The sequence below is a fragment of the Vannielia sp. SX4 genome (assembly GCF_052828525.1).
Genome location: NZ_CM128247.1, coordinates 125,825 through 147,073 on the forward strand (window position 1 = coordinate 125,825; position 21,249 = coordinate 147,073).

A 21,249-nucleotide genomic window follows, 5' to 3' on the forward strand; every position below is an offset into this window, starting at 1 on the left:
AGAAAGCGCATGGAGACAGTCTTCATCACCGGGGGGGCGGGCTTTATCGGGTCTCGATTGACCGGTCTGCTCGCGCAGCGCTACAGGGTGGTCGCCTACGATAGTCTCCTGCCTCAGGTCCATGAGGGCAATCCCGATAACCGCGCGCGCTTCGAAGCGGCGGGCGGCAAGCTGATCCAGGGCGATATCCGCGACCGGGCGGCGCTACAGGATGCCCTCGCTCAGGTGGCCCCCGCAATCGTCGTGCACCTCGCCTCCGAGACAGGAACCGGCCAGTCCTACGATTTCGTCGGCCGCTATTGCGAGGTCAATGTCGGCGGCACCGCCAACCTTGTCGAGGCCATCCGCGCCGTCGGCAGCGTGCGCCGGGTGCTCCTCGCCAGTTCCCGAGCCGTCTATGGCGAGGGGGCCTGCGTCGGCCCTGATGGCCGCCCCGCCGCCGCGGTCGAACGTCGCCCGGCAGACATTGCCTCGGGCGACTATGCCCCCCATGACGCCACCGGCCTGCGGTTGAGCCCGGTGCCCACCGATGCCGTTGCCTGCCCTGTCGCCCCCACATCCATCTACGCATCCACCAAGCTTATGCAGGAGTTTCTGCTGCGTCAGGCATTCTGGGGCACCCCCGTCGGTGTAGGCGTGTTGCGCATGCAAAACGTCTTCGGCGAAGGCCAGTCGCTGAACAATCCCTACACCGGCGTCCTCTCCATCTTCGTCCGCCAGATCCAAGAGGGGCTGGCCCTGCGGCTCTACGAGGATGGCAACGCAGTGCGCGATTTCATCCATGTCGACGATGTCGCCCGCGCCTTCCTCGCGCTGGCCGAAGTGCCCCAACTCCCCGAACGCGCGATCGACATCGGCTCAGGCGAAACCGTCAGCCTGCTCGATGTGTCCCGCCGCCTTCTGGCTCTGCTCGGCGCCGCCCCCGACCGCTTTGAAATCACCGGCGAGTTCCGCCCGGGTGACATCCGCCATGCCGTTGCAGACATTTCCGCTGCAAGGACCATGCTGGGCTGGCGCCCGCAGGTATCACTCGAAGCCGGGCTCCAGCGGCTTGTGGAGTGGTCCAGAGTCCCGGCGGTCTGACCCCATCCAGCCAGCCCCCAGCCCCTGCGGCATGCAATTGAAAGTAGCGCGATCATGAGCAAAACCGCAGCAATCTTCACGATCGGGGCCAATCTGGATGACAGTGAAGACATGCTCTATTTCCTCCGCCGCCTCTCCCATGAGGTGGATCGCCTCATCGTGGTCACCGGCCACAAGGGCACGAGCGAAACCCTGACGCGCCGCCTCGACCCGATCGGCAGCGCCCGGATCGAGGTAATCGGCTTCAACGGCGCAATCCACAGCGTCTTCGGCGGCTACCAATCCGGCCTCGCCCACCTCGGAGAGGCCGCGCACGCGCACGATGCCCTCATCATGACGGGAAACCACGCAATCGGCCTGATCGACCCGGAGGAGGGCGCGTTGCGGCGTCTGGCGCTCGGGGTCGGCGGTGTCTGGGCCCCCTATTGGACCAACCCCCAACTCGAGCCGCGCCTGCTATCCCGCCCCGGCTTCGACCGTGCCCCAAGCCCTGACCTCCTGATCCTCGGCAAAGACGCCCTCGGCCATGCAGGCCTTCTGGCAGAGCTCGCCCGTCTGCAGCCCGCCCGTGACTTCTGGGACGAGTACAACCAATGCACCCTGCCGCTCGCCAAGTATCTCGATCAAAACGGCATTCCGCTCGAATTCCCCTTCGAGTCCGCCGAGTTAGAGACGGTCTCACCCGCCCTCTTCGAGATCGACACCATCATCAGACCCGGCGCCACGGTCATGCCCCGCGCCCTGCTCTTTCTCGATCCCCTCCTCCACGACCTGAACGCGATCAAACTGCGCGACGCGCTCGACCGGCTTGAGGGCATCAACCCAGATCTCTACACCCTCGTCACCCGGTTCTGCCTGCGCCAACTGCCGGCGCGCGACTTCTGTGCCATCACCGATCAATACGAGGTTCTGCCTAGCCAGGCTGCCCAGCCAGACAAGGCCGGATGGGCTTTCGGCACCGTCGCCGTCTTCATCCACGCCTTCTACGCCGAGATGATGCCCGAGTTCTGGGTGCGCATCTGCCATCTGCCCTGCAAGGCCCACCTCTTCATCTCCACCGCCACCGACGAGGACCTCACAGCCATCGAGAGCTTTCTCGACGGGCAGGGCTGGCCCGCCGGCCTGCGCACGGTCCGCAAGGTGCAAGTGAACCGTGGCCGCGACATGTCTTCGCTCTTCATCACCTTCCGCGATATCGCCCTCTCTGGCGAGTTCGAGGTGGCGCTGCGGCTGCACTCCAAGCGCACGCCACAGGTATCCCGGCGGGTCGGGGAGAGCTTCAAGGAGCATCTCTTCGACAACCTCGTTGAAAGCCCCGGATACGTCTCCAACCTGCTGGACCAGTTCGAGGCGCACCCTGATGTCGGCCTCGTCATCCCCCCCGTGGTCCACATCGGCTTCGCCACCCTCGGCCACTCATGGCACAACAACCGCCGCCCACTGCAGGAGCTCGCCCGCGACATGGGCATCAAGCTCCAGCTCGATCCCTTCACCCCCGTCACCGCCTACGGCACCATGTTTTGGTTCCGCATCCCGGCCCTCGCCCGGATGTTCGAGTGGAACTGGCTCTGGGATGATTACAACCGCGAGCCCTTCCATATCGATGGCGGGCTGGCCCACGTGCAGGAGCGGCTGATCGGGCTTTGCGTGCAGGATGCAGGCTACCGCACCGTCTCGGTGATGAGCACACGGCAGGCCGCGCGGAACTACGCCAAGCTGGAATACAAGCTCCAGATGCTCGCGGGCCACATGCCCACCGGCAACGTCCTGATGCAGCGCGACCACCTGCGCCGCACCAGCCTCGGCCTCAAGCACAGGCTCCGGCTCCGGCTCGAACGCGTCTATGGCCGCGTTCTCCAGCGCTTCCCCGGCGTCCACGGCGTGCTCCGCCCCACCGCCCGGCTCGTTCGCAAACTGCTGTCCTGACCCGCCGGTTCGCGCCGCCCCACCAATCCCTCTTGCGATTCGCGCCGCACGGGCCTATATCCCCCTCAACAGCGGCAGCGTCGGCCTCCACCCCCGATGCTCCACCGGAAAATCCGACGGGCCGCAGCGCCCGTTTTTTTGTGCCTGAAAGTCACACCCCTATGACCGACCTCATCGCCAAGACCGGAATGGATCAGCGCATGGCCGAGATTGTCCAGCCCGTCATCGAGGGCATGGGCTTCGAGCTGGTGCGCCTGCGCCTGATGGGCGGCAAAACGGCCAACCTCCAGATCATGGCCGAAAAGCCCGAAGGCGGGATCGAGGTGGATGACTGCGCCCGCATCTCCACCGCCGTCTCCGCCGTGCTCGACGTGGAAGACCCGATCGAGGACGAATATACGCTCGAAGTGAGCAGCCCCGGCATCGACCGCCCCCTGACCCGGCTCAAGGATTTTGACCGCTGGGAGGGCTACGAGGCCAAGATCGAGACCACCGAGATGATCGACGGGCGCCGCCGCTTCAAGGGCGAGCTTCAGGGCACCGAAGGCAACGAGGTGCTTATCGAGATCGAAGACCACGGCAAACCCGTGACCATCGGCCTAGAGTTCGACTGGCTCTCCGACGCCAAGCTCGTGCTCACCGATGACCTCATCCGCGACGTGCTGCGCCACCGCAAGGACGCAGGCCATGTCGATGAAACCCAATTTGACGAGGTGCAAACCCTCATGGACGGTCAGGAGGACAACTGATGGCCATTACTTCCGCAAACCAGCTGGAGCTGCTGCAAACCGCCGAGGCCGTGGCCCGCGAAAAGATGATCGATCCGGGTCTCGTGATCGAGGCGATGGAAGAGAGCCTCGCGCGCGCCGCCAAGTCGCGCTACGGCGCCGAGATGGACATCCGCGTGAGCATCGACCGCAAGACCGGCCGTGCCACCTTCACCCGCATCCGCACCGTCAAGGGCGAGCCGGAGCTGGAGAACTACCAGGCCGAGATGACCCTCGAGGCCGCCGCCCAGACCCTTGGCACCAAGGGCAAGGATTACATCGTCGTTTCCGGCATGTCGCAGCCCGAGGCCGAGGATGAAGAGCCGCAGCCGATCCGCCGGTTCCTCCTGCGCACCCCCTCCGATCTGGACCGCGCCCTTGCCGAGGGCGTCGATCAGGATACTGCCCCCACCGATGGCGACGAGCTGGTCGATGAGGTTCCGCCCGTCGAGATGGGCCGGATCGCCGCGCAGTCGGCCAAGCAGGTCATCCTGCAAAAGGTCCGCGAAGCCGAGCGTGACCGCCAGTACGAAGAGTTCAAGGACCGCGCCGGCACCATCATCAACGGTCTGGTGAAGCGCGAAGAGTATGGCAACGTCATCGTCGATATCGGCGCGGGCGAGGCTGTGCTGCGCCGCAACGAGAAGATCGGGCGCGAAAGCTACCGCCCCGGCGACCGCATCCGTGTGTATATCAAGGACGTGCGCCGCGAGCAGCGTGGCCCGCAGATCTTCCTGTCGCGCACCGCGCCCGAGTTCATGGCCGAGCTCTTCAAGATGGAAGTGCCCGAGATCTACGACGGCATCATCGAGATCAAGGCCGTCGCCCGTGATCCCGGCTCCCGCGCCAAGATCGCCGTCATCTCCTACGATGGCAGCATCGACCCGGTCGGTGCCTGTGTGGGTATGCGCGGCTCCCGCGTGCAGGCCGTGGTCAACGAGCTGCAAGGCGAGAAGATCGACATCATCCCGTGGAACGACGATCAGCCAACCTTCCTCGTCAACGCCCTCCAGCCCGCCGAGGTCTCCAAGGTCGTGCTCGATGAAGAGGCTGGCAAGATCGAGGTCGTGGTGCCCGACGAGCAGCTTTCGCTCGCCATCGGCCGCCGTGGCCAGAACGTGCGCCTCGCTTCGCAGCTGACCGGGCTGGATATCGACATCCTGACCGAAGAAGAAGAGAGCGCCCGCCGTCAGGCCGAGTTCGAAGAGCGCACCAAGCTCTTCATGGATACGCTCGATCTGGATGAGTTCTTCGCCCAGCTTCTGGTGTCCGAGGGCTTCACCTCGCTCGAAGAGGTCGCCTATGTCGAGCTCGACGAGCTTCTGGTGATCGACGGCGTCGACGAAGGCACCGCAGGCGAGCTTCAGGCCCGCGCTCGCGACTATCTCGACGAGCAGAACCGCAAGGCGCTCGAGCACGCCCGCGAGCTTGGCGTCGAAGACAGCCTCGTGAACTTCGAAGGCCTGACGCCCCAGATGATCGAGGCGCTGGCCGAAGATGGGGTAAAAACCCTCGAAGACTTCGCCACCTGCGCCGACTGGGAGCTGGCCGGCGGCTGGACCACCGTCGACGGCGAGCGCGTGAAGGACGATGGCATCCTCGAGAAGTTCGAGCTCTCGCTCGAAGAGGCGCAAGACATGGTCATGTCCGCCCGGATCGCCCTTGGATGGGTCGACCCTGCCGAGCTGGCCGCCGAGGACGAGGGCGAAGACGCGCCCGCAGAAGAAGAGGAGGCCGGAGCCTGATCTCAGGCTCCGGACACCGGCCTGAGCCGCGGCGGACGCAATACAACAAAGGGTGAAACGCCCGAACGCAAGTGCATTGCAACGGGCGAGGTGCGCCCTATATCTCACCTCGTCCGTTTCGTCGTGGGGCCCTCCGGCGAGATCGTTCCCGACATTTCGGCCAAACTGCCGGGCCGCGGCATCTGGGTTTCGCCCAGCCGCGCCGCGCTTGAGAAGGCGGTGAAGAAAAAGCTCTTCGCCCGCGCCGCCAAGGCTCCGGTCGAGGTGCCAGAGGATCTGGTCGAGACGGTCGAGCGCCTGCTGGTCAAGCGGGTGACGGACGGCATCGCCCTCGCCCGCAAGTCGGGCCGCGCGGTGGCGGGATACGAAAAGGTAAAAGGCTGGCTCCTGACCGAGGAGGCGCGACTGCTGATCCAAGCCTCCGATGGCTCCGAGCGGGGCAAGTCGAAGCTCAGCTCTCCGCCCGGAAAGGGCACCTTCCTGGGCTGCCTGACCGCAAACGAAATCGGTTTGGCATTCGGCAGGGAACATGTGATACACGCCGCTCTTGCGTCTGGTGGACTCACGAAGCGTGTTGTAGAAGACGCCGCAAAGCTTGGCGCTTTGCGCGAAGAAAGCGGGGATACGCCCCGGAAAGGACGAACATCGCATGAGCGATAGTGACGGCAAAAAGACCCTTGGGCTGCGCGGCGGCCCGCGCTCCGGACAAGTGAAGCAGAGCTTCTCGCACGGACGCACGAAAAACGTCGTGGTGGAAACCAAGCGCAAGCGCGTTGTGGTACCCAAGCCCGGTGCGCCCACGGCTGGCGCCGGCGCCGCTGCTGCAGCGGGTGCCGCTTCCGATCCGTCCAAGCGCCCCGCAGGCATCTCCGACGCCGAGATGGAGCGCCGGCTGAAGGCCCTCGCCGCCGCCAAGGCGACCGAGGCCGAAGAGGCCAAGCGCCGCGAGGCCGAAGAGAAAGAGCGCGAGGCCGAGCGCCAGCGCCGCCGTGAAGAGGCCGAGGCGAAGGAGCGTGAAGAGCGCGAACGTCAGGAAGCCCTGAAGGCGAAAGAAGAGGAAGACGCCCGCAAGAAGCGCGAGGCCGAAGAGGCGAAGGCCCGCGAAAAGGCAGAGCGTAACGCGCCGCCCGCCGCTGCTGCCGCCGCCCAGCCCGGCCCGGCCCCTGCCGAGGATGGCGCCCGTGGCGGTGGCAACCGCCCCGCCCCCCGTCGGGACGACCGCGACAACCGCGACAACAACCGTGACAACCGGGGCAAAGGCTCCCGCGATGACGGCGGCCGCCGCTCCGGCAAGCTCACCCTGAACCAGGCGCTCTCAGGCGGCGAAGGCGGGCGTCAGCGCTCGCTGGCCGCGATGAAACGCAAGCAGGAGCGCGCCCGCCAGAAGGCTCTCGGCGGCGGTGACAACCGCGAGAAGGTCGTGCGCGACGTTCAGCTGCCCGAAACCATCGTCGTCTCCGAGCTGGCCAACCGCATGGCCGAGCGCGTCGCCGAGGTGGTGAAGGCGCTCATGCAGAACGGCATGATGGTCTCCCAGAACCAGGTGATCGACGCCGACACCGCCGAGCTGATCATCGAAGAGTTCGGCCACAAGGTCGTCCGCGTGTCGGACGCCGACGTGGAGCAGGTCATCGAGACCGCCGACGACAAGGAAGAAGATCTCAAGCCGCGCGCGCCCGTGATCACCATCATGGGCCACGTCGACCACGGCAAAACCTCGCTGCTCGATGCCATCCGCGACGCCAAGGTCGTGGCCGGCGAGGCAGGCGGGATCACCCAGCACATCGGTGCCTATCAGGTGACCACCGAGAGCGGCGCCGTCCTGTCGTTCCTCGACACGCCCGGCCACGCCGCCTTTACGTCCATGCGTGCCCGCGGTGCGCAGGTGACCGATATCGTGGTGCTCGTTGTGGCCGCCGATGACGCGGTGATGCCGCAGACCATCGAAGCCATCAACCACGCCAAGGCCGCCGGTGTGCCGATGATCGTGGCGATCAACAAGATCGATCTGCCCGCCGCCAACGCCCAGAAGGTCCGCACCGATCTGCTTCAGCACGAAGTGATCGTCGAGGCCATGTCGGGCGATGTGCAGGATGTCGAGGTCTCCGCCCACACCGGGCAGGGCCTTGATGAACTGCTCGAAGCCATCGCGCTTCAGGCCGAGGTGCTCGAACTCAAGGCCAACCCCGAGCGCGCCGCGCAGGGTGCCGTGATCGAAGCCCAGCTCGATGTGGGCCGCGGCCCCGTCGCCACCGTTCTGGTGCAGAACGGCACGCTCAAGCAGGGCGACATCTTCGTCGTCGGCGAGCAGTGGGGTAAGGTCCGTGCGCTGGTCAACGACAAGGGCGAGCGGGTGGCCGAGGCAGGCCCCTCCGTGCCCGTCGAGGTGCTTGGCCTCAACGGCACCCCCGAGGCGGGCGACGTGCTCAACGTGGTCTCCTCCGAGGCGCAGGCACGTGAGATCGCCGAGTACCGCGAGAATGCCGCCAAGGAAAAACGCGCCGCCGCCGGTGCCGCGACCACCCTTGAGCAGCTGATGCAGAAGGCCAAGGACGACAAGGACGTCTCCGAGCTTCCCATCGTGGTGAAGGCCGACGTGCAGGGTTCTGCCGAAGCGATCATCCAGGCGATGGAGAAGATCGGCAACGACGAGGTCCGTGTGCGCGTGCTGCACTACGGCGTCGGCGCCATCACCGAGAGCGACATCGGCCTTGCCGAAGCCTCTGGTGCGCCGGTCATCGGCTTCAACGTCCGGGCCAATGCGCCCGCACGTCAGGCCGCCAACCAGAAGGGCGTCGAGATCCGCTACTACTCGGTGATCTACGACCTCGTGGACGACGTGAAAGCCGCCGCGTCCGGCCTGCTCTCCGCCGAGATCCAAGAGGATTTCATCGGCTACGCGCAGATCCGCGAAGTCTTCAAGGTCACCGGCGTCGGCAAGGTTGCCGGCTGTCTTGTGACCGAGGGCGTTGCCCGCCGCTCCGCCGGCGTCCGCCTGCTGCGCGACGACGTGGTGATCCACGAAGGCACGCTGAAGACCCTCAAGCGCTTCAAGGACGAGGTGTCCGAGGTCATCTCCGGTCAGGAATGCGGCATGGCCTTCGAGAACTACGACGACATCCGCGAAGGCGATGTCATCGAGATCTTCACCCGCAAGGAAGTCGAGCGCACGCTCTAGGCGCTCGATCTGTCAAGACATCGATCAAGGATTTGACCGGGGCCACGCGCCCCGGTCTGCCTTTGTGGCGGGGGCTGTCACGTCCTCAACCCGCTATTTGAGGTCTGCAGTTCTCGGATCACGACGGCGGACTCGGTGCTGAACTTGCTGATACCGGCCATAACAGGCGCGGCTTGGGGCCAACGCCTCCTGCCATCAGCGCACCGCCCCGGCGCCTCACCCAGCTCCCAAACAGCAAAACGCCCGCGTCGTCCCCAACGCGGGCTGTCCAAACGTCTCAAACTGGCGGGCTTGCTCAGGCGGCGACGGCATCCACCGGACGGCCGGTAAAGTCCCGTGCGCCCACACGCACCACAACCCGTCCGTCAGCGAGCGCCTTCACAAAGGTGCCCTGAACCGAAACACAGCTTCCCAGAACGATTGTACGTAGCATGTTCACTCCCCGCGGTGGCTTAACCTTGGGTGAAGCTAGCCGATAATCGTTTAAGGATCACTTACAATCTGAACGTGCATTCTGGAATTCCGCCCAAATTTCGGGCACTTCGCGGAAATCCGCGCATCGATTCCGGTCAAATGCCTTGGGAAAGGCCCGGCAACGCCCCGGTCAAAGCCAGTCGCGCAGAATCGGAATCAGCGGCACATCCGCGGGCGGCATCGGGTAGTCGCGCAGCTCACTCGCCCGCGCCCACTTCAGCACCTGCCCCTCGCGCCCCTGCGGGGTGCCGCCCCACTTGCGGCAGGCAAACAGCGGCATCAACAGATGAAAGTCGTCATAGCCATGCGAGGCAAAGGTGAGCGGCGCAAGGCAACTCTGCCATGTCTCGATCCCGAGCTCCTCATGCAGCTCGCGGATCAGCGCCGCCTCCGGCGTCTCCCCCGGCTCCACCTTGCCGCCCGGAAACTCCCAAAGCCCGGCCATGCTCTTGCCCTCGGGGCGCTGCGCCAGCAACACCCGCCCGTCCACGTCAATCAGCGCGACGGCAGCAACCAGAACAACCTTCACGACCGATAATCGGCGTTGATCGAGATGTATTGATGCGTCAGGTCACAGGTCCAGGCGGTGAACCGGCCCTTGCCCAGCCCCATGTCGACCCGGATGACCAGCTCGGGCAGCTTCATGTAGCCCGCGCCCTGCTCCTCGGAGTAGCCCGGTGCAACCCAGCCGTTCTCGGCCACCAGCACCTCGCCGAACTTGATGGTCAGCTTGTCGCGGTCAGCCTCGGCGCCGCTCTTGCCCACAGCCATCACGATCCGGCCCCAGTTCGGGTCTTCGCCCGCAATCGCGGTCTTCACCAGCGGCGAGTTGGCGATGCTCATCGCCACCCGCTTGGCATCGGCATCATGGGCCGCGCCGGTGACCTTCACGGCCACGAACTTGGTTGCGCCCTCGCCGTCCTTCACCACCTGATGGGCGAGGTCTTTCATCACCTCGGCCAGTGCCGCCTCGAACTCCTCGCTCTGGTCGCACTCCACGCCCGAGGCGCCGGTCGCGGCGCAGATCAGCGTGTCGGAGGTCGAGGTATCGCCATCCACCGTGATCGCATTGAAGGTGGTCTCGTTGTGGCAGCTCACCATGCTCTGCAGCGCATCGCGGCTGATCTTCGCATCGGTGAAGATATACACCAGCATCGTCGCCATATCCGGCGCAATCATGCCCGAGCCCTTGGCGATCCCGGCAATCTTCACCGTCCCGCCCTTCAGCGCCACCTCGCGGGTGGAGCCCTTGGCAAAGGTATCGGTGGTCATGATCGCCTTGGCCGCCAGCTCGATGCCGCCTTCGTCGAGGCCGTCTACCAGCTCCCCGAGCTTGCCGGTGATCCGGTCATGCGGCAGCCGCTCGCCGATCACCCCGGTCGAGGCGGTGAACACGCGAGCCTTAGGCACATCCGCCGCTTCGGCCACGGCGGCGCAGATCGCCTCCACGCTCTCCTGCCCGGCCCCGCCGGTGAAGGCGTTGGAGTTGCCGGAGTTCACCAGAATGGCCGCCCCCGCGTCGCTCACCTTGCGGATCTTCGCCTCGCAGTCCCGCACCGGGGCGGAGCGGGTGGCCGAACGGGTGAACACACCCGCCACCACGCTGCCCGGGTCGAGCAGGGCCAGCATCACGTCGAGCCGGCCCTTGTAGCGCACCCCGGCCTCTACAGCGGCAAACTTCACCCCCCCGATCACTGGCAGATCGGGGAAGCTCTCGGGCGCCAGCGGCGAAACGGGGTACTTGCCCATCAGTCCTCCAAAAGGCTGAAGTCGTTGAGAACGGCAGCCGGGATCTCGCCCTCGGCCTTTTCCACACCGGCCTTCTCCACGGCGGAGGCAATCACCTCGTCCACGGCGGCGCGCTGCACCTCTTCGGTCAGCTGGTCCTTTACCGCGGCCATGTCGGGCTTGTCCTTCAGGCGGGTCTCGTTGAGCTTGATCACGTGCCAGCCGAACTGGGTCTGCACCGGGGCGCTCACCTCACCGGCCTTCATCGCCATCACGGCAGTCTCGAACTCGGGCACCATCATGCCGGCACCAAACCAGCCCAGCGCGCCGCCATTGGGGCCGGAGGGGCCGGTGGATTTGACCTTGGCCACCTCGGCAAAATCGGCGCCGCCCTCGACCTCTTCCTTCACCGCCTGTGCCTCTTCCTCGGTTTCCACGAGGATGTGGGCGGCGTTCCACTCGCGCTGCGGCTCGGCATCGGCATAAAGCTCGTTGTACTTGGCCTCCAGCGCCTCATCGGTCACGGCGGCCATCGCAGCGGCCTCCAGCACGTCGCCGGCGAGGTAGCCGCTGCGCTGGTTTTCCAGCACCAGAACGGTCTCCTTGCTCGGCTCACCGGCCTCGCTGGCCAGCGCAGTCTGCTGCACCAGCTGCTCGAGGATCCCCTCCCAGAGCACCTCCGGCGGCAGCTGGGCGTATTGCTCGGGCAGGCTCTTGCGCGCCACGATCATGTGGCCAACGGTAATGTCCACACCGGCCACGGTCGCCACAACGGTCTCTGCGGTCACGTCAGTTGCAGCCTCTGCCGCCGCCTCGGGGGCCGCCTCTTCCGCTTCCTGCGCCATCGCACCGGCACCGAGGCCAACGGCCAGCATGGCACCCAGTGCGATCATCTTGGGGAAGGTCATACATCTACTCCTGCTCAGCCGCCCCTGCGGCGGCGTTGACACTATGGGTCTCGGGTCTTACATCGCCTTGTGTTCCAAGGCGCAAGCCCGTTTCTCTGCCCGCGTTTCTATGGGGGCAGGCGAAGGGCGGCAAGCGCGATCAGCCACACAAAACCGTCAAGGCAGGGCGAGCGGAGAGAATATGCTGGGTCTGGGTACCGTCGCGAAAAAGGTCTTTGGCACCGCCAATGACCGCAAGATCAAGTCCACCCGTCCGCTGGTCGAAAAGATCAACGCGCTGGAGCCGGAGTTCGAAAAACTCTCCGACGAAGGGCTGAAGGAAAAGACCGAAGAGCTGGCCAAGCGGGCGATGGGCGGCGAGAGCCTCGATGCCCTGCTGCCCGAGGCCTTCGCCAACTGCCGCGAGGCCGCCAAGCGGGCGCTCGGCCTGCGCGCCTTCGACGTGCAGCTGATGGGCGGCATCTTCCTGCACGAGGGCAACATCGCCGAGATGAAGACCGGCGAGGGCAAGACCCTCGTGGCCACCTTCCCGGCCTACCTCAACGCACTCACCGGCAAGGGCGTGCACGTGGTCACCGTCAACGACTACCTCGCCAAGCGCGATGCCGAGTGGATGAGCAAGGTCTACGGCGCCCTCGGCCTGACCACCGGCGTCGTCTACCCGCAGCAGCCCGACGGCGAGAAGAAGGCGGCCTACGCCTGCGACATCACCTACGCCACCAACAACGAGCTGGGCTTCGACTACCTGCGCGACAACATGAAGTCCGAGCTGAGCCAGATGTATCAGCGCGACCATAACTTCGCGATCGTCGACGAGGTGGACTCCATCCTGATCGACGAGGCCCGGACGCCCCTCATCATCTCCGGCCCCTCGCAGGACCGCTCCGAGCTCTACATGACCCTCGATGGCGTGATCCCCTCGCTGACCGACGAGCACTACACCAAGGACGAGAAAACCCGAAACGTCACCCTCACCGACGAGGGCAACGAGTATCTCGAGGGCCGGCTTCACGCCGAGGGCATCCTGCCGGAAGACCAGTCGCTCTACGACCCGGAGAGCACGACCATCGTCCACCACGCCACGCAGGCGCTGAAGGCCCACAAGCTCTTCCAGAAGGACAAGGATTACATCGTCCGCAACGGCGAGGTGATGCTGATCGACGAGTTCACCGGCCGGATGATGGCCGGGCGGCGCCTGTCGGATGGTCTGCACCAGGCGATCGAGGCGAAGGAAGGCTGCGAGATCCAGCCCGAGAACGTCACCATGGCCTCCGTGACCTTCCAGAACTACTTCCGCCTCTACAACAAGCTCGGCGGCATGACCGGCACCGCGCTCACCGAGGCCGACGAATTTGCCGAGATCTACAAGCTCGGCGTTGTCGAGGTGCCCACCAACAAGCCCATCGCCCGGAAAGACGACCACGATGCGGTCTATCGGACGACGAAAGAGAAGTACGACGCCATCGTCGAGCGCATCCGCAAGGCCAATGAAAAGGGCCAGCCGGTGCTGCTGGGCACGACCTCCATCGAGAAATCCGAGATCCTGAGCCAGTTGCTCGAAAAGGCCGGCATCAAGCATAACGTGCTGAACGCCCGCCAGCACGAGCAGGAGGCCCAGATCGTCGCCGACGCTGGCAAGCTGGGGGCGGTGACCATCGCCACCAACATGGCCGGTCGCGGGACCGACATCAAACTGGGCGGCAACGTCGAATTCAAGGTGATGGAGGCCATCGCCGCCGATCCCGAGGGCGACACCGAAGAGATCCGCGCCCGCATTGAAGAGGCGCACAAGACCGATGAAGAGGCGGTGAAGGAGGCAGGCGGCCTCTTCGTGCTGGCCTCCGAACGGCACGAGAGCCGCCGGATCGACAACCAGCTGCGCGGCCGCTCCGGCCGTCAGGGCGACCCGGGCCGCACCTCCTTCTATCTCTCGCTCGAAGATGACCTGATGCGCATCTTCGGCTCCGAGCGTCTCGATGCCGTGCTCTCCAAGCTCGGCATGAAAGAGGGCGAGGCGATCATCCACCCCTGGGTGAACAAGTCGCTCGAACGCGCGCAGGCAAAGGTCGAGGGCCGCAACTTCGACATCCGCAAACAACTGCTCAAGTTCGACGACGTGATGAACGACCAGCGGAAGGTCATCTTCAAGCAGCGCCGCGAGATCATGGAGAGCCAGGACCTCTCCGAGATCGTTTCCGATATGCGCCACGAGGTGGTCGACGAGCTGGTGGACGAGTACATGCCGCCCAAGACCTACGCCGACCAGTGGGAGGCCGAAAAGCTCTACGCGGCGCTGATCGAAAAGCTCAACATCGACGTGCCGGTGATCGACTGGGCGCAGGAAGAGGGCGTCGACCAAGACGAGATCGCCGAGCGCATCGAGAAGGCCTCCGACGAGATGATGGCGTCCAAGGCCGCGCAGTTCGGCCCCGACACCATGCGCAACATCGAAAAGCAGGTTCTGCTGCAAACCATCGATGGCAAATGGCGCGAGCACCTGCTGACCCTAGAGCACCTCCGCTCGGTCATCGGCTTCCGCGGCTATGCCCAGCGCGACCCTCTGAACGAGTACAAGACCGAGGCATTCCAGCTCTTCGAGGGCATGCTCGACAGTCTCCGTGAGGAGGTCAGCCAGAAGCTGGCCCAGATCCGTCCGCTGACGGAAGAGGAGCAGGCCCAGATGATGCAGCAGCTCGCCTCGCAGCATCCCGGCCTTGCCGCGGCTTCCGCCGACGCCGCCGAGGCTGATACCGCCGAGGCCGCAGCCCCGCAGGCGGGCGAGGGCGCCTTTCCCGGCGCCATCCCGGGCTTCGACGAGGCCGACCCCAACACTTGGGGCAATCCGGGCCGGAATGACGCCTGCCCCTGCGGTTCCGGCAAGAAGTTCAAGCATTGCCACGGCGCACTCACCTGAGATTGCCCACCAGAGCGAAACAACAAATGGGGCGGCGATAAGGCCGCCCCTTTTGCGTTTTCCCATATGTCGCGGCCTTTTCGGCCCGCGCCCTCAACATCCTGCAACGCCCTGGCCCCGCCACGGCCACAAATGGCCCATTCGCGCCCCGTCCGCGCCCAACTCTGTCGTTAAATGTTTCCCCCATAATCCCCGATTGGGTGACGGGATGGGTGACGGAGGGAACGATGAAGATTGAGTCAAAGCTGAAAAAGCGGCTGATGACGGCTGGCTCGGTGTTTGCAATTGCACTGGGCACCGGTTTCGTGATGCAGCAGGTCGGGCCGATGGCCGATGCCTTCACCGATGACGCACCGCAGGAGGTGGTCTCCAAGGCCCCCGCCGACCCCGCGGGCGCGCTCCAGCCGCTCTCCAGCGCCCGTCAGGAGCGCACGGCAGCCGAGGCCGCCTCCCAGAAGCGCACCGCCCCCACTGAGGCCACAGAGGCCCGGTTCTCCGCCCCGGCCCCCGCCGAGGAAGAGGCCGCCCTTGCGCCCGCACCGCAACTCGCCAAGCCCGCCGAGCAGCCCGCCGTGGGCGTGACCCGCTCCGCCTCCGTGCTGCCCATGCCTGCGCTGCAATCGCGCACGCCCTCCGAGCCGGTGCCCGAGGCCGCCGCCGCGCCCGCGACTGGCGAGGCCACCGACACCGGCGAAACCGAAACCGCGCAGGATTGCACCGTGTCGCTCAGCGCCAAGCCGCAGCCCGCCGCCATGGTTCGCCTCGCGCTCACCGCGCCCTGCAACCCCGGCGAGCTCGTGACCTTCACCCACGGCCCGCTCACCTTTACCGAGGTGACCAACAACGAGGGCGGTCTCGTGGTCGATGTGCCCGCACTTGCCGCCAATGCGAGCTTCGAGGCCAGCTTCCCCCTTGGCGAGCGCGCCACCGCCCTCGCCCTCGTGCCCGGCGTGGACGACTTCAATCGCACCGCCCTCTCCTGGGAGGGCACCGGCGGCGTCGCGCTTCATGCCTTCGAGAACGGCGCCGAATTCGGCACCGAGGGCCATGTCGATGCCTCCGCCCCCGCAGGCCCCTCCCGCGCCACGGCAGGTGAAGGCGGCTTCATCACCCTTCTGGGCGCCGCCGACGCGCCCCGCGCCCGCATGGCCGAGGTTTATAGCTACCCGCTCGCCGCAGGCGGCTCCGTCAGCCTCACCGTCGAGGCCGAGGTGACCGCCGCCAACTGCGGCCGCGAGGTGCAGGCCAAGGTGCTCCGCAAGGGCGCCGATGGCTTTGCGCCCCACGCGCTCTCGGTCACCATGCCCGGCTGCGAGGCCGAGGGCGAGTTCCTGGTCTTCTCCGGCATCCTGCCCGAGATCCGGCTCGCCTCCGCCGAGTAACCGGCCCGCACCATCGCACCAACAAGGTGCGTCGCCGCAGCGGCGCCCTTTCGCGTTACAGGTAGCCCTCCGCCCGAAAGCTCAGCTCACTCGCCCGCCCCACGATCAGGTGGTCGTGCAGCGTGATCCCCAGCGCATCCGCCGCCTCGCGGATCTTCTCCGTCATCTCGATATCGGCCGCCGAGGGCGTCGGGTCGCCGCTCGGATGGTTGTGCACGAGGATCAGCGCCGAGGCATTCACTTCCAGCGCCCGCTTCACCACCTCGCGCGGGTAGACCGGCACATGATCCACCGTGCCTCGCGCCTGCTCCTCATCGGCAATCAGCACGTTGCGCCGGTCGAGGTAGAGCACGCGGAACTGCTCGGTCTCCCTATGGCCCATGCTGGCGCGGCAATAGTCCAGCAGCTGCGCCCAGCTCGAGATCACCTGCTTGTCCAGCACCTTGGAGCGGGCCAGCCGGTGCGCCGCGGCCTCCACGATCTTCAGCTCCGCAATCACCGCATCGCCCACCTCCGGCACATCGCGCAGCCGGGCTACCGGGGCCGAGAGCACGCCGTTGAAGTCTCTGAACCGCTCCAGCAGGGCGCGGGCCAGCGGCTTCACGTCCCGGCGCGGGATGGCCCTGAACAGCACCAACTCCAGAATCTCGTAGTCCGGCAGCGCCGCCGCGCCACCCGCCATGAACCGTTCCCGCAGCCGCTTGCGATGATCCTTGATGTAGCTCGGCAGCTTGCCCGCGGGCAGGGCGGCGGCCACCTCTTCGGCCTCATCCGGGTCGAACAGCGGCATCGGGGCTTCATGGAAGGCGCGTGTCATGCCGCGACTGTGACACGCACATGGTGAATCAACGGTTAACACCGCCTGGCCCCGCGCCTAATCTCCCGGCATGAACATGCTCGCCGCCGCCCTCGCGCTCCTCCTCGCCGCCTCACCGCTCTCTGCCGCCAGCCTCCTCGGCACATGGAACTGTCAGGCCAGCGAAGGGAACGCCGCCCTTGGCCGCACCGTCACCTACAACGCCGATGGCAGTTTCACCGGGCGGCAGGCCTTCCGCATCAAGCTGCGCTACAAAGGCAAGACCGGCTCCTCCAAGATCGCCTTCTCGGCAGCCGGGCGCTACGTGGTCAAAGGCAACGTGCTGGCCGAGCGGGTCGAGCGCACTTTCGCGCCCACCGTCACCGTGACCACCGAGGGCAAGGCCACCCGCCTGCGCGGCCCCGAGGCCGACAGGGCGCGTCGGCAGGTCGACCAGCCGCACCACGTCCGCTACGTCGTCCGCAAGCTGACAGATACCCGCCTGACGCTCGAATACGTCTCGCCCTCCGGCAAGAAGGCCGACAACCTCCGCATGTCCTGCCGCCGCACCAATGGCTAGGCCCGCGCTCGCCGCGCTCCTCCTGCTATCACTTGCCGCCTGCCGCGACGATCCGCAGGTCGCGCTGCTCACCGGTGACTGGCTCTGCACCTCCCAGCCGGGCGATTACACGATGGAGCGTCAGGTAAGCTACGGCGAGGGCGGCACGCTATCCGGCCGGACCGATGTGCAAAGCACCGATGGCGGCACCCCGGTTGCCATGCAGTTCAGCTTTTCCGGCACGTGGGAGCTTTCCGAGGGCGCCCTGACCGAGCACTACGAAACCCACCGCCTGATGCGCTTTGCCGAGGCCGGGCAAAACGTGCCGCTGGCCGAGCTGCCCTCCGGCATGATCACCGAGGACGAAACCGCACTCGCCAACCAACTCGCCCGCTACCGGATCGAAGAGATCAGCGCGAACGCCCTGCGCCTGCGCGACACCGATCAGGGCATCGAGACGACCTGCACCCCCGCGTAGGGCGAGGCTCGCCCCGACCACCCAACGCGCGCCCCCAGAACGCAAAAGGGCGCGCCACTCCCGGCGCGCCCCTTGGCTCGGGTGGATGCCACCCTCAGCCCTTCATCCCGTCCCAGAAGCTCTTCACCTTGGAGAAGAAGCTGGAGGTCTCCGGGTTGTTGTCCTTCGCCAGCCCCTCGAACTCCTTCAAGAGTTCCTTCTGGCGGCTGGTCAGGTTCACCGGGGTCTCCACCGAAAGCTCGATGAACATATCCCCATTGCCCGCACCCCGCAGCGGCGGCATGCCCTTGCCGCGCAGGCGCATCTGTTTTCCGCCCTGCGCGCCCGCCGGAATCTTCACCCGGCTGCGGCCACCGTCGATGGTGGGCACCTCGATGTCACCGCCCAGCGCGGCGGCAATCATGCTCACCGGCACCCGGCAGAAGAGGTCCGGGCCCTCGCGCTCGAACAGTGGATGCGGCTCCACCTCGATGAAGATGTAGAGGTCGCCCGCAGGCCCGCCCCGCAGCCCGGCCTCGCCCTCACCGGCAAGCCGGATGCGCGTGCCGGTCTCGACACCAGCGGGGATGTTCACGCTCAAAGAGCGGTCTTTCTCCACCCGGCCCTGGCCGCCACAGGCCTTGCAGGGGTTCTTGATGTGCTGGCCAAGGCCGCCACAGGTCGGGCAGGTGCGCTCCACCGTAAAGAAGCCCTGCTGCGCGCGCACCTTGCCCATGCCCGAGCAGGTCGGGCAGGTGGTGGGCTCCGCGCCGCCCTCGGCGCCGCTGCCCTCGCAGGTGTCGCATTGCACCGAGGTCGGCACGTTGATCGTTTTCTGCGTGCCCTTGTAGGCCTGCTCCAGCTTGATCCGCAGGTTGTAGCGCAGGTCGCTGCCGCGCGCCGCGCGCCGGCCCCCGCCACCGGGGCGGCCACGGCCACCCATGAAGTCGCCAAAGAGGTCGTCGAACACGTCGCTGAACGCAGAGGCGAAATCGCCCTGCTGGTTGAAGCCGCCGCCCTGTCCGGGGCGCGGGCCGCCGCCCTCGAAGGCCGCATGCCCAAAGCGGTCGTAGGCCGCCTTGCGCTCGGGGTCCTTCAGCGCGTCATAGGCCTCGTTGACCTCCTTGAACTGGTCTTCGGCCTTGGGGTTGTCGGCGTTGCGGTCGGGGTGCAGCTCCTTGGCCTTCTTGCGATAGGCCTTCTTGATCTCGTCGCCCGACGCGCCGCGCTCAACGCCCAGCACCTCGTAGAAATCGCGTTTTGCCATCTGATCGCCCTTTCCCTTGAACCGCGAAGACCGGCCCGGTTTCCCGGACCGGCCTATCCCGGGTTACATCAACGTGCGATCAGGCACGCTTGTCGTCGTCGAGGTCTTCAAAGTCGGCGTCCACGATGTCGTCATCCACACCGCGGGGGCCATCCTCGGCGTCTTCGGGCTCGGCCTCACCGGCCTTCTCCTGCTCCGCCTTGTAGATCGCCTCGCCGAGCTTCATCGCGGCTTCGGTGAGGTTCTGGATGCCCGACTTGATCTTGCCGGCGTCCTCGGCCTCCAGCGCCTCTTCCAGCGGGCCCATGGCCAGCTCGATGGCTTCCACCGTCGAGGCGTCGACCTTGTCGCCGTGCTCCTCGAGCGATTTCTTGGTGGAGTGCAGCAGGCTCTCGCCCTGGTTCTTGGTCTCCACCAGCTCCTTGCGGGCCTTGTCGGCCTCGGCATTGTCCTCGGCGTCCTTGACCATCTTCTCGATGTCGTCGTCGCTGAGACCGCCCGAAGCCTGGATGGTGATCTGCTGCTCCTTGCCGGTCGCCTTGTCCTTGGCGCCCACCGACACGATGCCGTTGGCGTCGATGTCGAAGGTCACTTCGATCTGCGGCATGCCGCGCGGGGCAGGCGGGATCTCTTCGAGGTTGAACTGGCCGAGCATCTTGTTGTCGCTCGCCATCTCGCGCTCACCTTGGAAGACCCGGATCGTCACCGCGTTCTGGTTGTCTTCGGCGGTCGAGAAGATCTGGCTCTTCTTGGTCGGGATCGTGGTGTTGCGGTCGATCAGGCGGGTGAACACGCCACCCAGCGTCTCGATGCCCAGCGAAAGCGGGGTCACGTCGAGCAGCACAACGTCCTTCACGTCGCCCTGCAGCACGCCGGCCTGAATCGCGGCACCCATCGCCACAACCTCATCGGGGTTCACACCCTTGTGCGGCTCCTTGCCGAAGAACTTGGTGACCTCTTCGATCACCTTCGGCATCCGGGTCATACCACCCACCAGCACGACCTCGTCGATGTCGCCGGTGCTCAGCGCGGCATCCTTCAGCGCGGCCTGGCACGGCTTGATCGAGGCCTTGATCAGATCGCCCACGAGGCTCTCCAGCTTGGCACGGGTCAGCTTCATGACCATGTGCAGCGGGGCGCCATCGGAACCCATGCTGATGAACGGCTGGTTGATCTCGGTCTGGCTCGCGCTCGACAGTTCGATCTTGGCCTTTTCCGAGGCTTCCTTCAGACGCTGCAGCGCCATCTTGTCCTTGGTCAGGTCAACGCCGTTCTCTTTTTTGAACTCGTCGGCCAGGTAGTTGACGATCCGCATATCGAAGTCTTCACCACCAAGGAACGTGTCGCCGTTGGTGGATTTCACTTCAAACAGGCCATCGTCGATCTCGAGGATGGTCACGTCGAACGTACCGCCGCCAAGGTCGTAAACGGCGATGGTCTTGCTGTCTTTCTTGTCGAGGCCATAGGCCAGCGCGGCGGCGGTCGGCTCATTGATGATCCGCAGCACTTCGAGGCCCGCGATCTTGCCGGCGTCCTTGGTCGCCTGACGCTGCGCATCGTTGAAGTAGGCCGGAACGGTGATCACCGCCTGCGTCACGTCTTCGCCAAGGTAGCCCTCGGCGGTCTCTTTCATCTTGCCGAGAATGAACGCGGAGATCTGGCTGGGCGAATACTTCTCGCCGCGCGAGTCGACCCATGCGTCGCCATTGCCGCCATCAACGATGTTGAACGGCATGTTCTTCTTGTCCTTCGCCAGATCCGAGTCGTCGAACCGGCGACCGATCAGGCGCTTCACGCCAAAGATCGTGTTTTCGGGGTTGGTCACGGCCTGCCGTTTGGCGGCTTGGCCGACAAGGCGTTCACCCTCGGTGAAGGCCACAATCGAGGGCGTCGTGCGCGCACCCTCAGCGTTTTCGATCACCTTGGGCTGCGAGCCGTCCATGATGGCGACACAGCTGTTCGTGGTCCCAAGGTCAATACCGATGACTTTAGCCATTATACTCTACCTCTTCATTCGGCGATGTTGTGGGCAACAGGTCCTCTGAGAGGCCCCTGACACCCGATC

At 65.7% G+C, this 21,249-nt stretch carries 17 protein-coding genes; 10 read left to right on the forward strand and 7 right to left on the reverse strand.

The features are described 5' to 3' along the window. Positions 1 to 9: 9 nt before the first annotated feature. From ACUXVX_RS00670 to infB, 6 genes are all read left to right on the forward strand, one after another. Entirely contained in the window at positions 10 to 1,083 is a 1,074-nt protein-coding gene (locus ACUXVX_RS00670; protein WP_446309946.1) for an NAD-dependent epimerase/dehydratase family protein, read from the forward strand. Between the two features lie 54 nt (positions 1,084 to 1,137). After that, positions 1,138 to 3,009, forward strand: a complete 1,872-nt coding sequence (locus tag ACUXVX_RS00675; RefSeq protein WP_446309947.1) for a rhamnan synthesis F family protein — start codon at positions 1,138 to 1,140, stop codon at positions 3,007 to 3,009. A gap of 161 nt (positions 3,010 to 3,170) precedes the next feature. Further along, positions 3,171 to 3,758 (forward strand): ribosome maturation factor RimP, encoded by a 588-nt coding sequence (gene rimP, locus ACUXVX_RS00680; protein WP_222471527.1) that lies wholly within the window; start codon positions 3,171 to 3,173, stop codon positions 3,756 to 3,758. Beyond that, positions 3,758 to 5,521, forward strand: coding sequence for a transcription termination factor NusA (nusA, locus tag ACUXVX_RS00685; RefSeq protein WP_222471526.1), 1,764 nt, complete (start codon positions 3,758 to 3,760; stop codon positions 5,519 to 5,521). Before rimP ends, nusA begins: the two co-directional genes overlap by 1 nt. 21 nt (positions 5,522 to 5,542) lie before the next feature. Then, positions 5,543 to 6,181 carry an RNA-binding protein gene (locus ACUXVX_RS00690; RefSeq protein WP_222471673.1) on the forward strand — a complete coding sequence of 213 codons (639 nt, stop codon included), beginning with the start codon at positions 5,543 to 5,545 and terminating at the stop codon, positions 6,179 to 6,181. Next, the gene (gene infB / locus ACUXVX_RS00695; RefSeq protein WP_222496308.1) at positions 6,171 to 8,699 is read left to right on the forward strand and encodes a translation initiation factor IF-2; all 2,529 of its coding nucleotides are present in this window, start codon (positions 6,171 to 6,173) and stop codon (positions 8,697 to 8,699) included. Before ACUXVX_RS00690 ends, infB begins: the two co-directional genes overlap by 11 nt. Positions 8,700 to 8,994: 295 nt before the next feature. On the opposite strand, the gene ACUXVX_RS00700 is transcribed toward infB, so the two are convergent. From ACUXVX_RS00700 to ACUXVX_RS00715, 4 genes are all read right to left on the reverse strand, one after another. Then, entirely contained in the window at positions 8,995 to 9,132 is a 138-nt protein-coding gene (locus ACUXVX_RS00700) for a hypothetical protein (protein ID WP_222471523.1), read from the reverse strand. A 171-nt stretch (positions 9,133 to 9,303) separates the two neighbouring features. Next, on the reverse strand, positions 9,304 to 9,702 hold the full coding sequence (gene mutT / locus ACUXVX_RS00705; RefSeq protein ID WP_222471522.1) for an 8-oxo-dGTP diphosphatase MutT: 399 nt from the start codon (positions 9,700 to 9,702) through the stop codon (positions 9,304 to 9,306). Beyond that, positions 9,699 to 10,922, reverse strand: a complete 1,224-nt coding sequence (gene argJ / locus ACUXVX_RS00710) for a bifunctional glutamate N-acetyltransferase/amino-acid acetyltransferase ArgJ (RefSeq protein ID WP_222496306.1) — start codon at positions 10,920 to 10,922, stop codon at positions 9,699 to 9,701. The genes mutT and argJ overlap by 4 nt, the downstream gene beginning before the upstream one ends. Beyond that, positions 10,922 to 11,809, reverse strand: coding sequence for a peptidylprolyl isomerase (locus tag ACUXVX_RS00715; protein WP_261385422.1), 888 nt, complete (start codon positions 11,807 to 11,809; stop codon positions 10,922 to 10,924). Before ACUXVX_RS00715 ends, argJ begins: the two co-directional genes overlap by 1 nt. 181 nt (positions 11,810 to 11,990) lie before the next feature. On the opposite strand from ACUXVX_RS00715, the gene secA reads away from it, so the two are divergent. Beyond that, complete coding sequence (gene secA, locus ACUXVX_RS00720) at positions 11,991 to 14,723, forward strand: preprotein translocase subunit SecA (protein WP_446309948.1); 2,733 nt, start codon at positions 11,991 to 11,993, stop codon at positions 14,721 to 14,723. A gap of 227 nt (positions 14,724 to 14,950) precedes the next feature. Next, the gene (locus ACUXVX_RS00725) at positions 14,951 to 16,105 is read left to right on the forward strand and encodes a hypothetical protein (protein WP_446309949.1); all 1,155 of its coding nucleotides are present in this window, start codon (positions 14,951 to 14,953) and stop codon (positions 16,103 to 16,105) included. A gap of 55 nt (positions 16,106 to 16,160) precedes the next feature. Here the strand turns inward: ACUXVX_RS00725 and radC are convergent, their stop codons facing one another. Then, on the reverse strand, positions 16,161 to 16,922 hold the full coding sequence (gene radC / locus ACUXVX_RS00730; protein WP_446309950.1) for a RadC family protein: 762 nt from the start codon (positions 16,920 to 16,922) through the stop codon (positions 16,161 to 16,163). A 70-nt stretch (positions 16,923 to 16,992) separates the two neighbouring features. Between radC and ACUXVX_RS00735 the strand changes: the two genes are divergently transcribed. Both ACUXVX_RS00735 and ACUXVX_RS00740 read left to right on the forward strand, forming a co-directional pair. Then, positions 16,993 to 17,481, forward strand: coding sequence for a hypothetical protein (locus tag ACUXVX_RS00735; RefSeq protein ID WP_446309951.1), 489 nt, complete (start codon positions 16,993 to 16,995; stop codon positions 17,479 to 17,481). Further along, positions 17,474 to 17,938 carry a hypothetical protein gene (locus ACUXVX_RS00740; protein ID WP_446309952.1) on the forward strand — a complete coding sequence of 155 codons (465 nt, stop codon included), beginning with the start codon at positions 17,474 to 17,476 and terminating at the stop codon, positions 17,936 to 17,938. Before ACUXVX_RS00735 ends, ACUXVX_RS00740 begins: the two co-directional genes overlap by 8 nt. A gap of 94 nt (positions 17,939 to 18,032) precedes the next feature. Here ACUXVX_RS00740 and dnaJ read toward each other — a convergent pair whose 3' ends face one another. Further along, positions 18,033 to 19,184, reverse strand: a complete 1,152-nt coding sequence (dnaJ, locus tag ACUXVX_RS00745) for a molecular chaperone DnaJ (protein ID WP_222471515.1) — start codon at positions 19,182 to 19,184, stop codon at positions 18,033 to 18,035. 79 nt (positions 19,185 to 19,263) lie between these two features. Next, on the reverse strand, positions 19,264 to 21,180 hold the full coding sequence (gene dnaK / locus ACUXVX_RS00750; protein WP_222471514.1) for a molecular chaperone DnaK: 1,917 nt from the start codon (positions 21,178 to 21,180) through the stop codon (positions 19,264 to 19,266). Positions 21,181 to 21,249 lie beyond the last annotated feature (69 nt).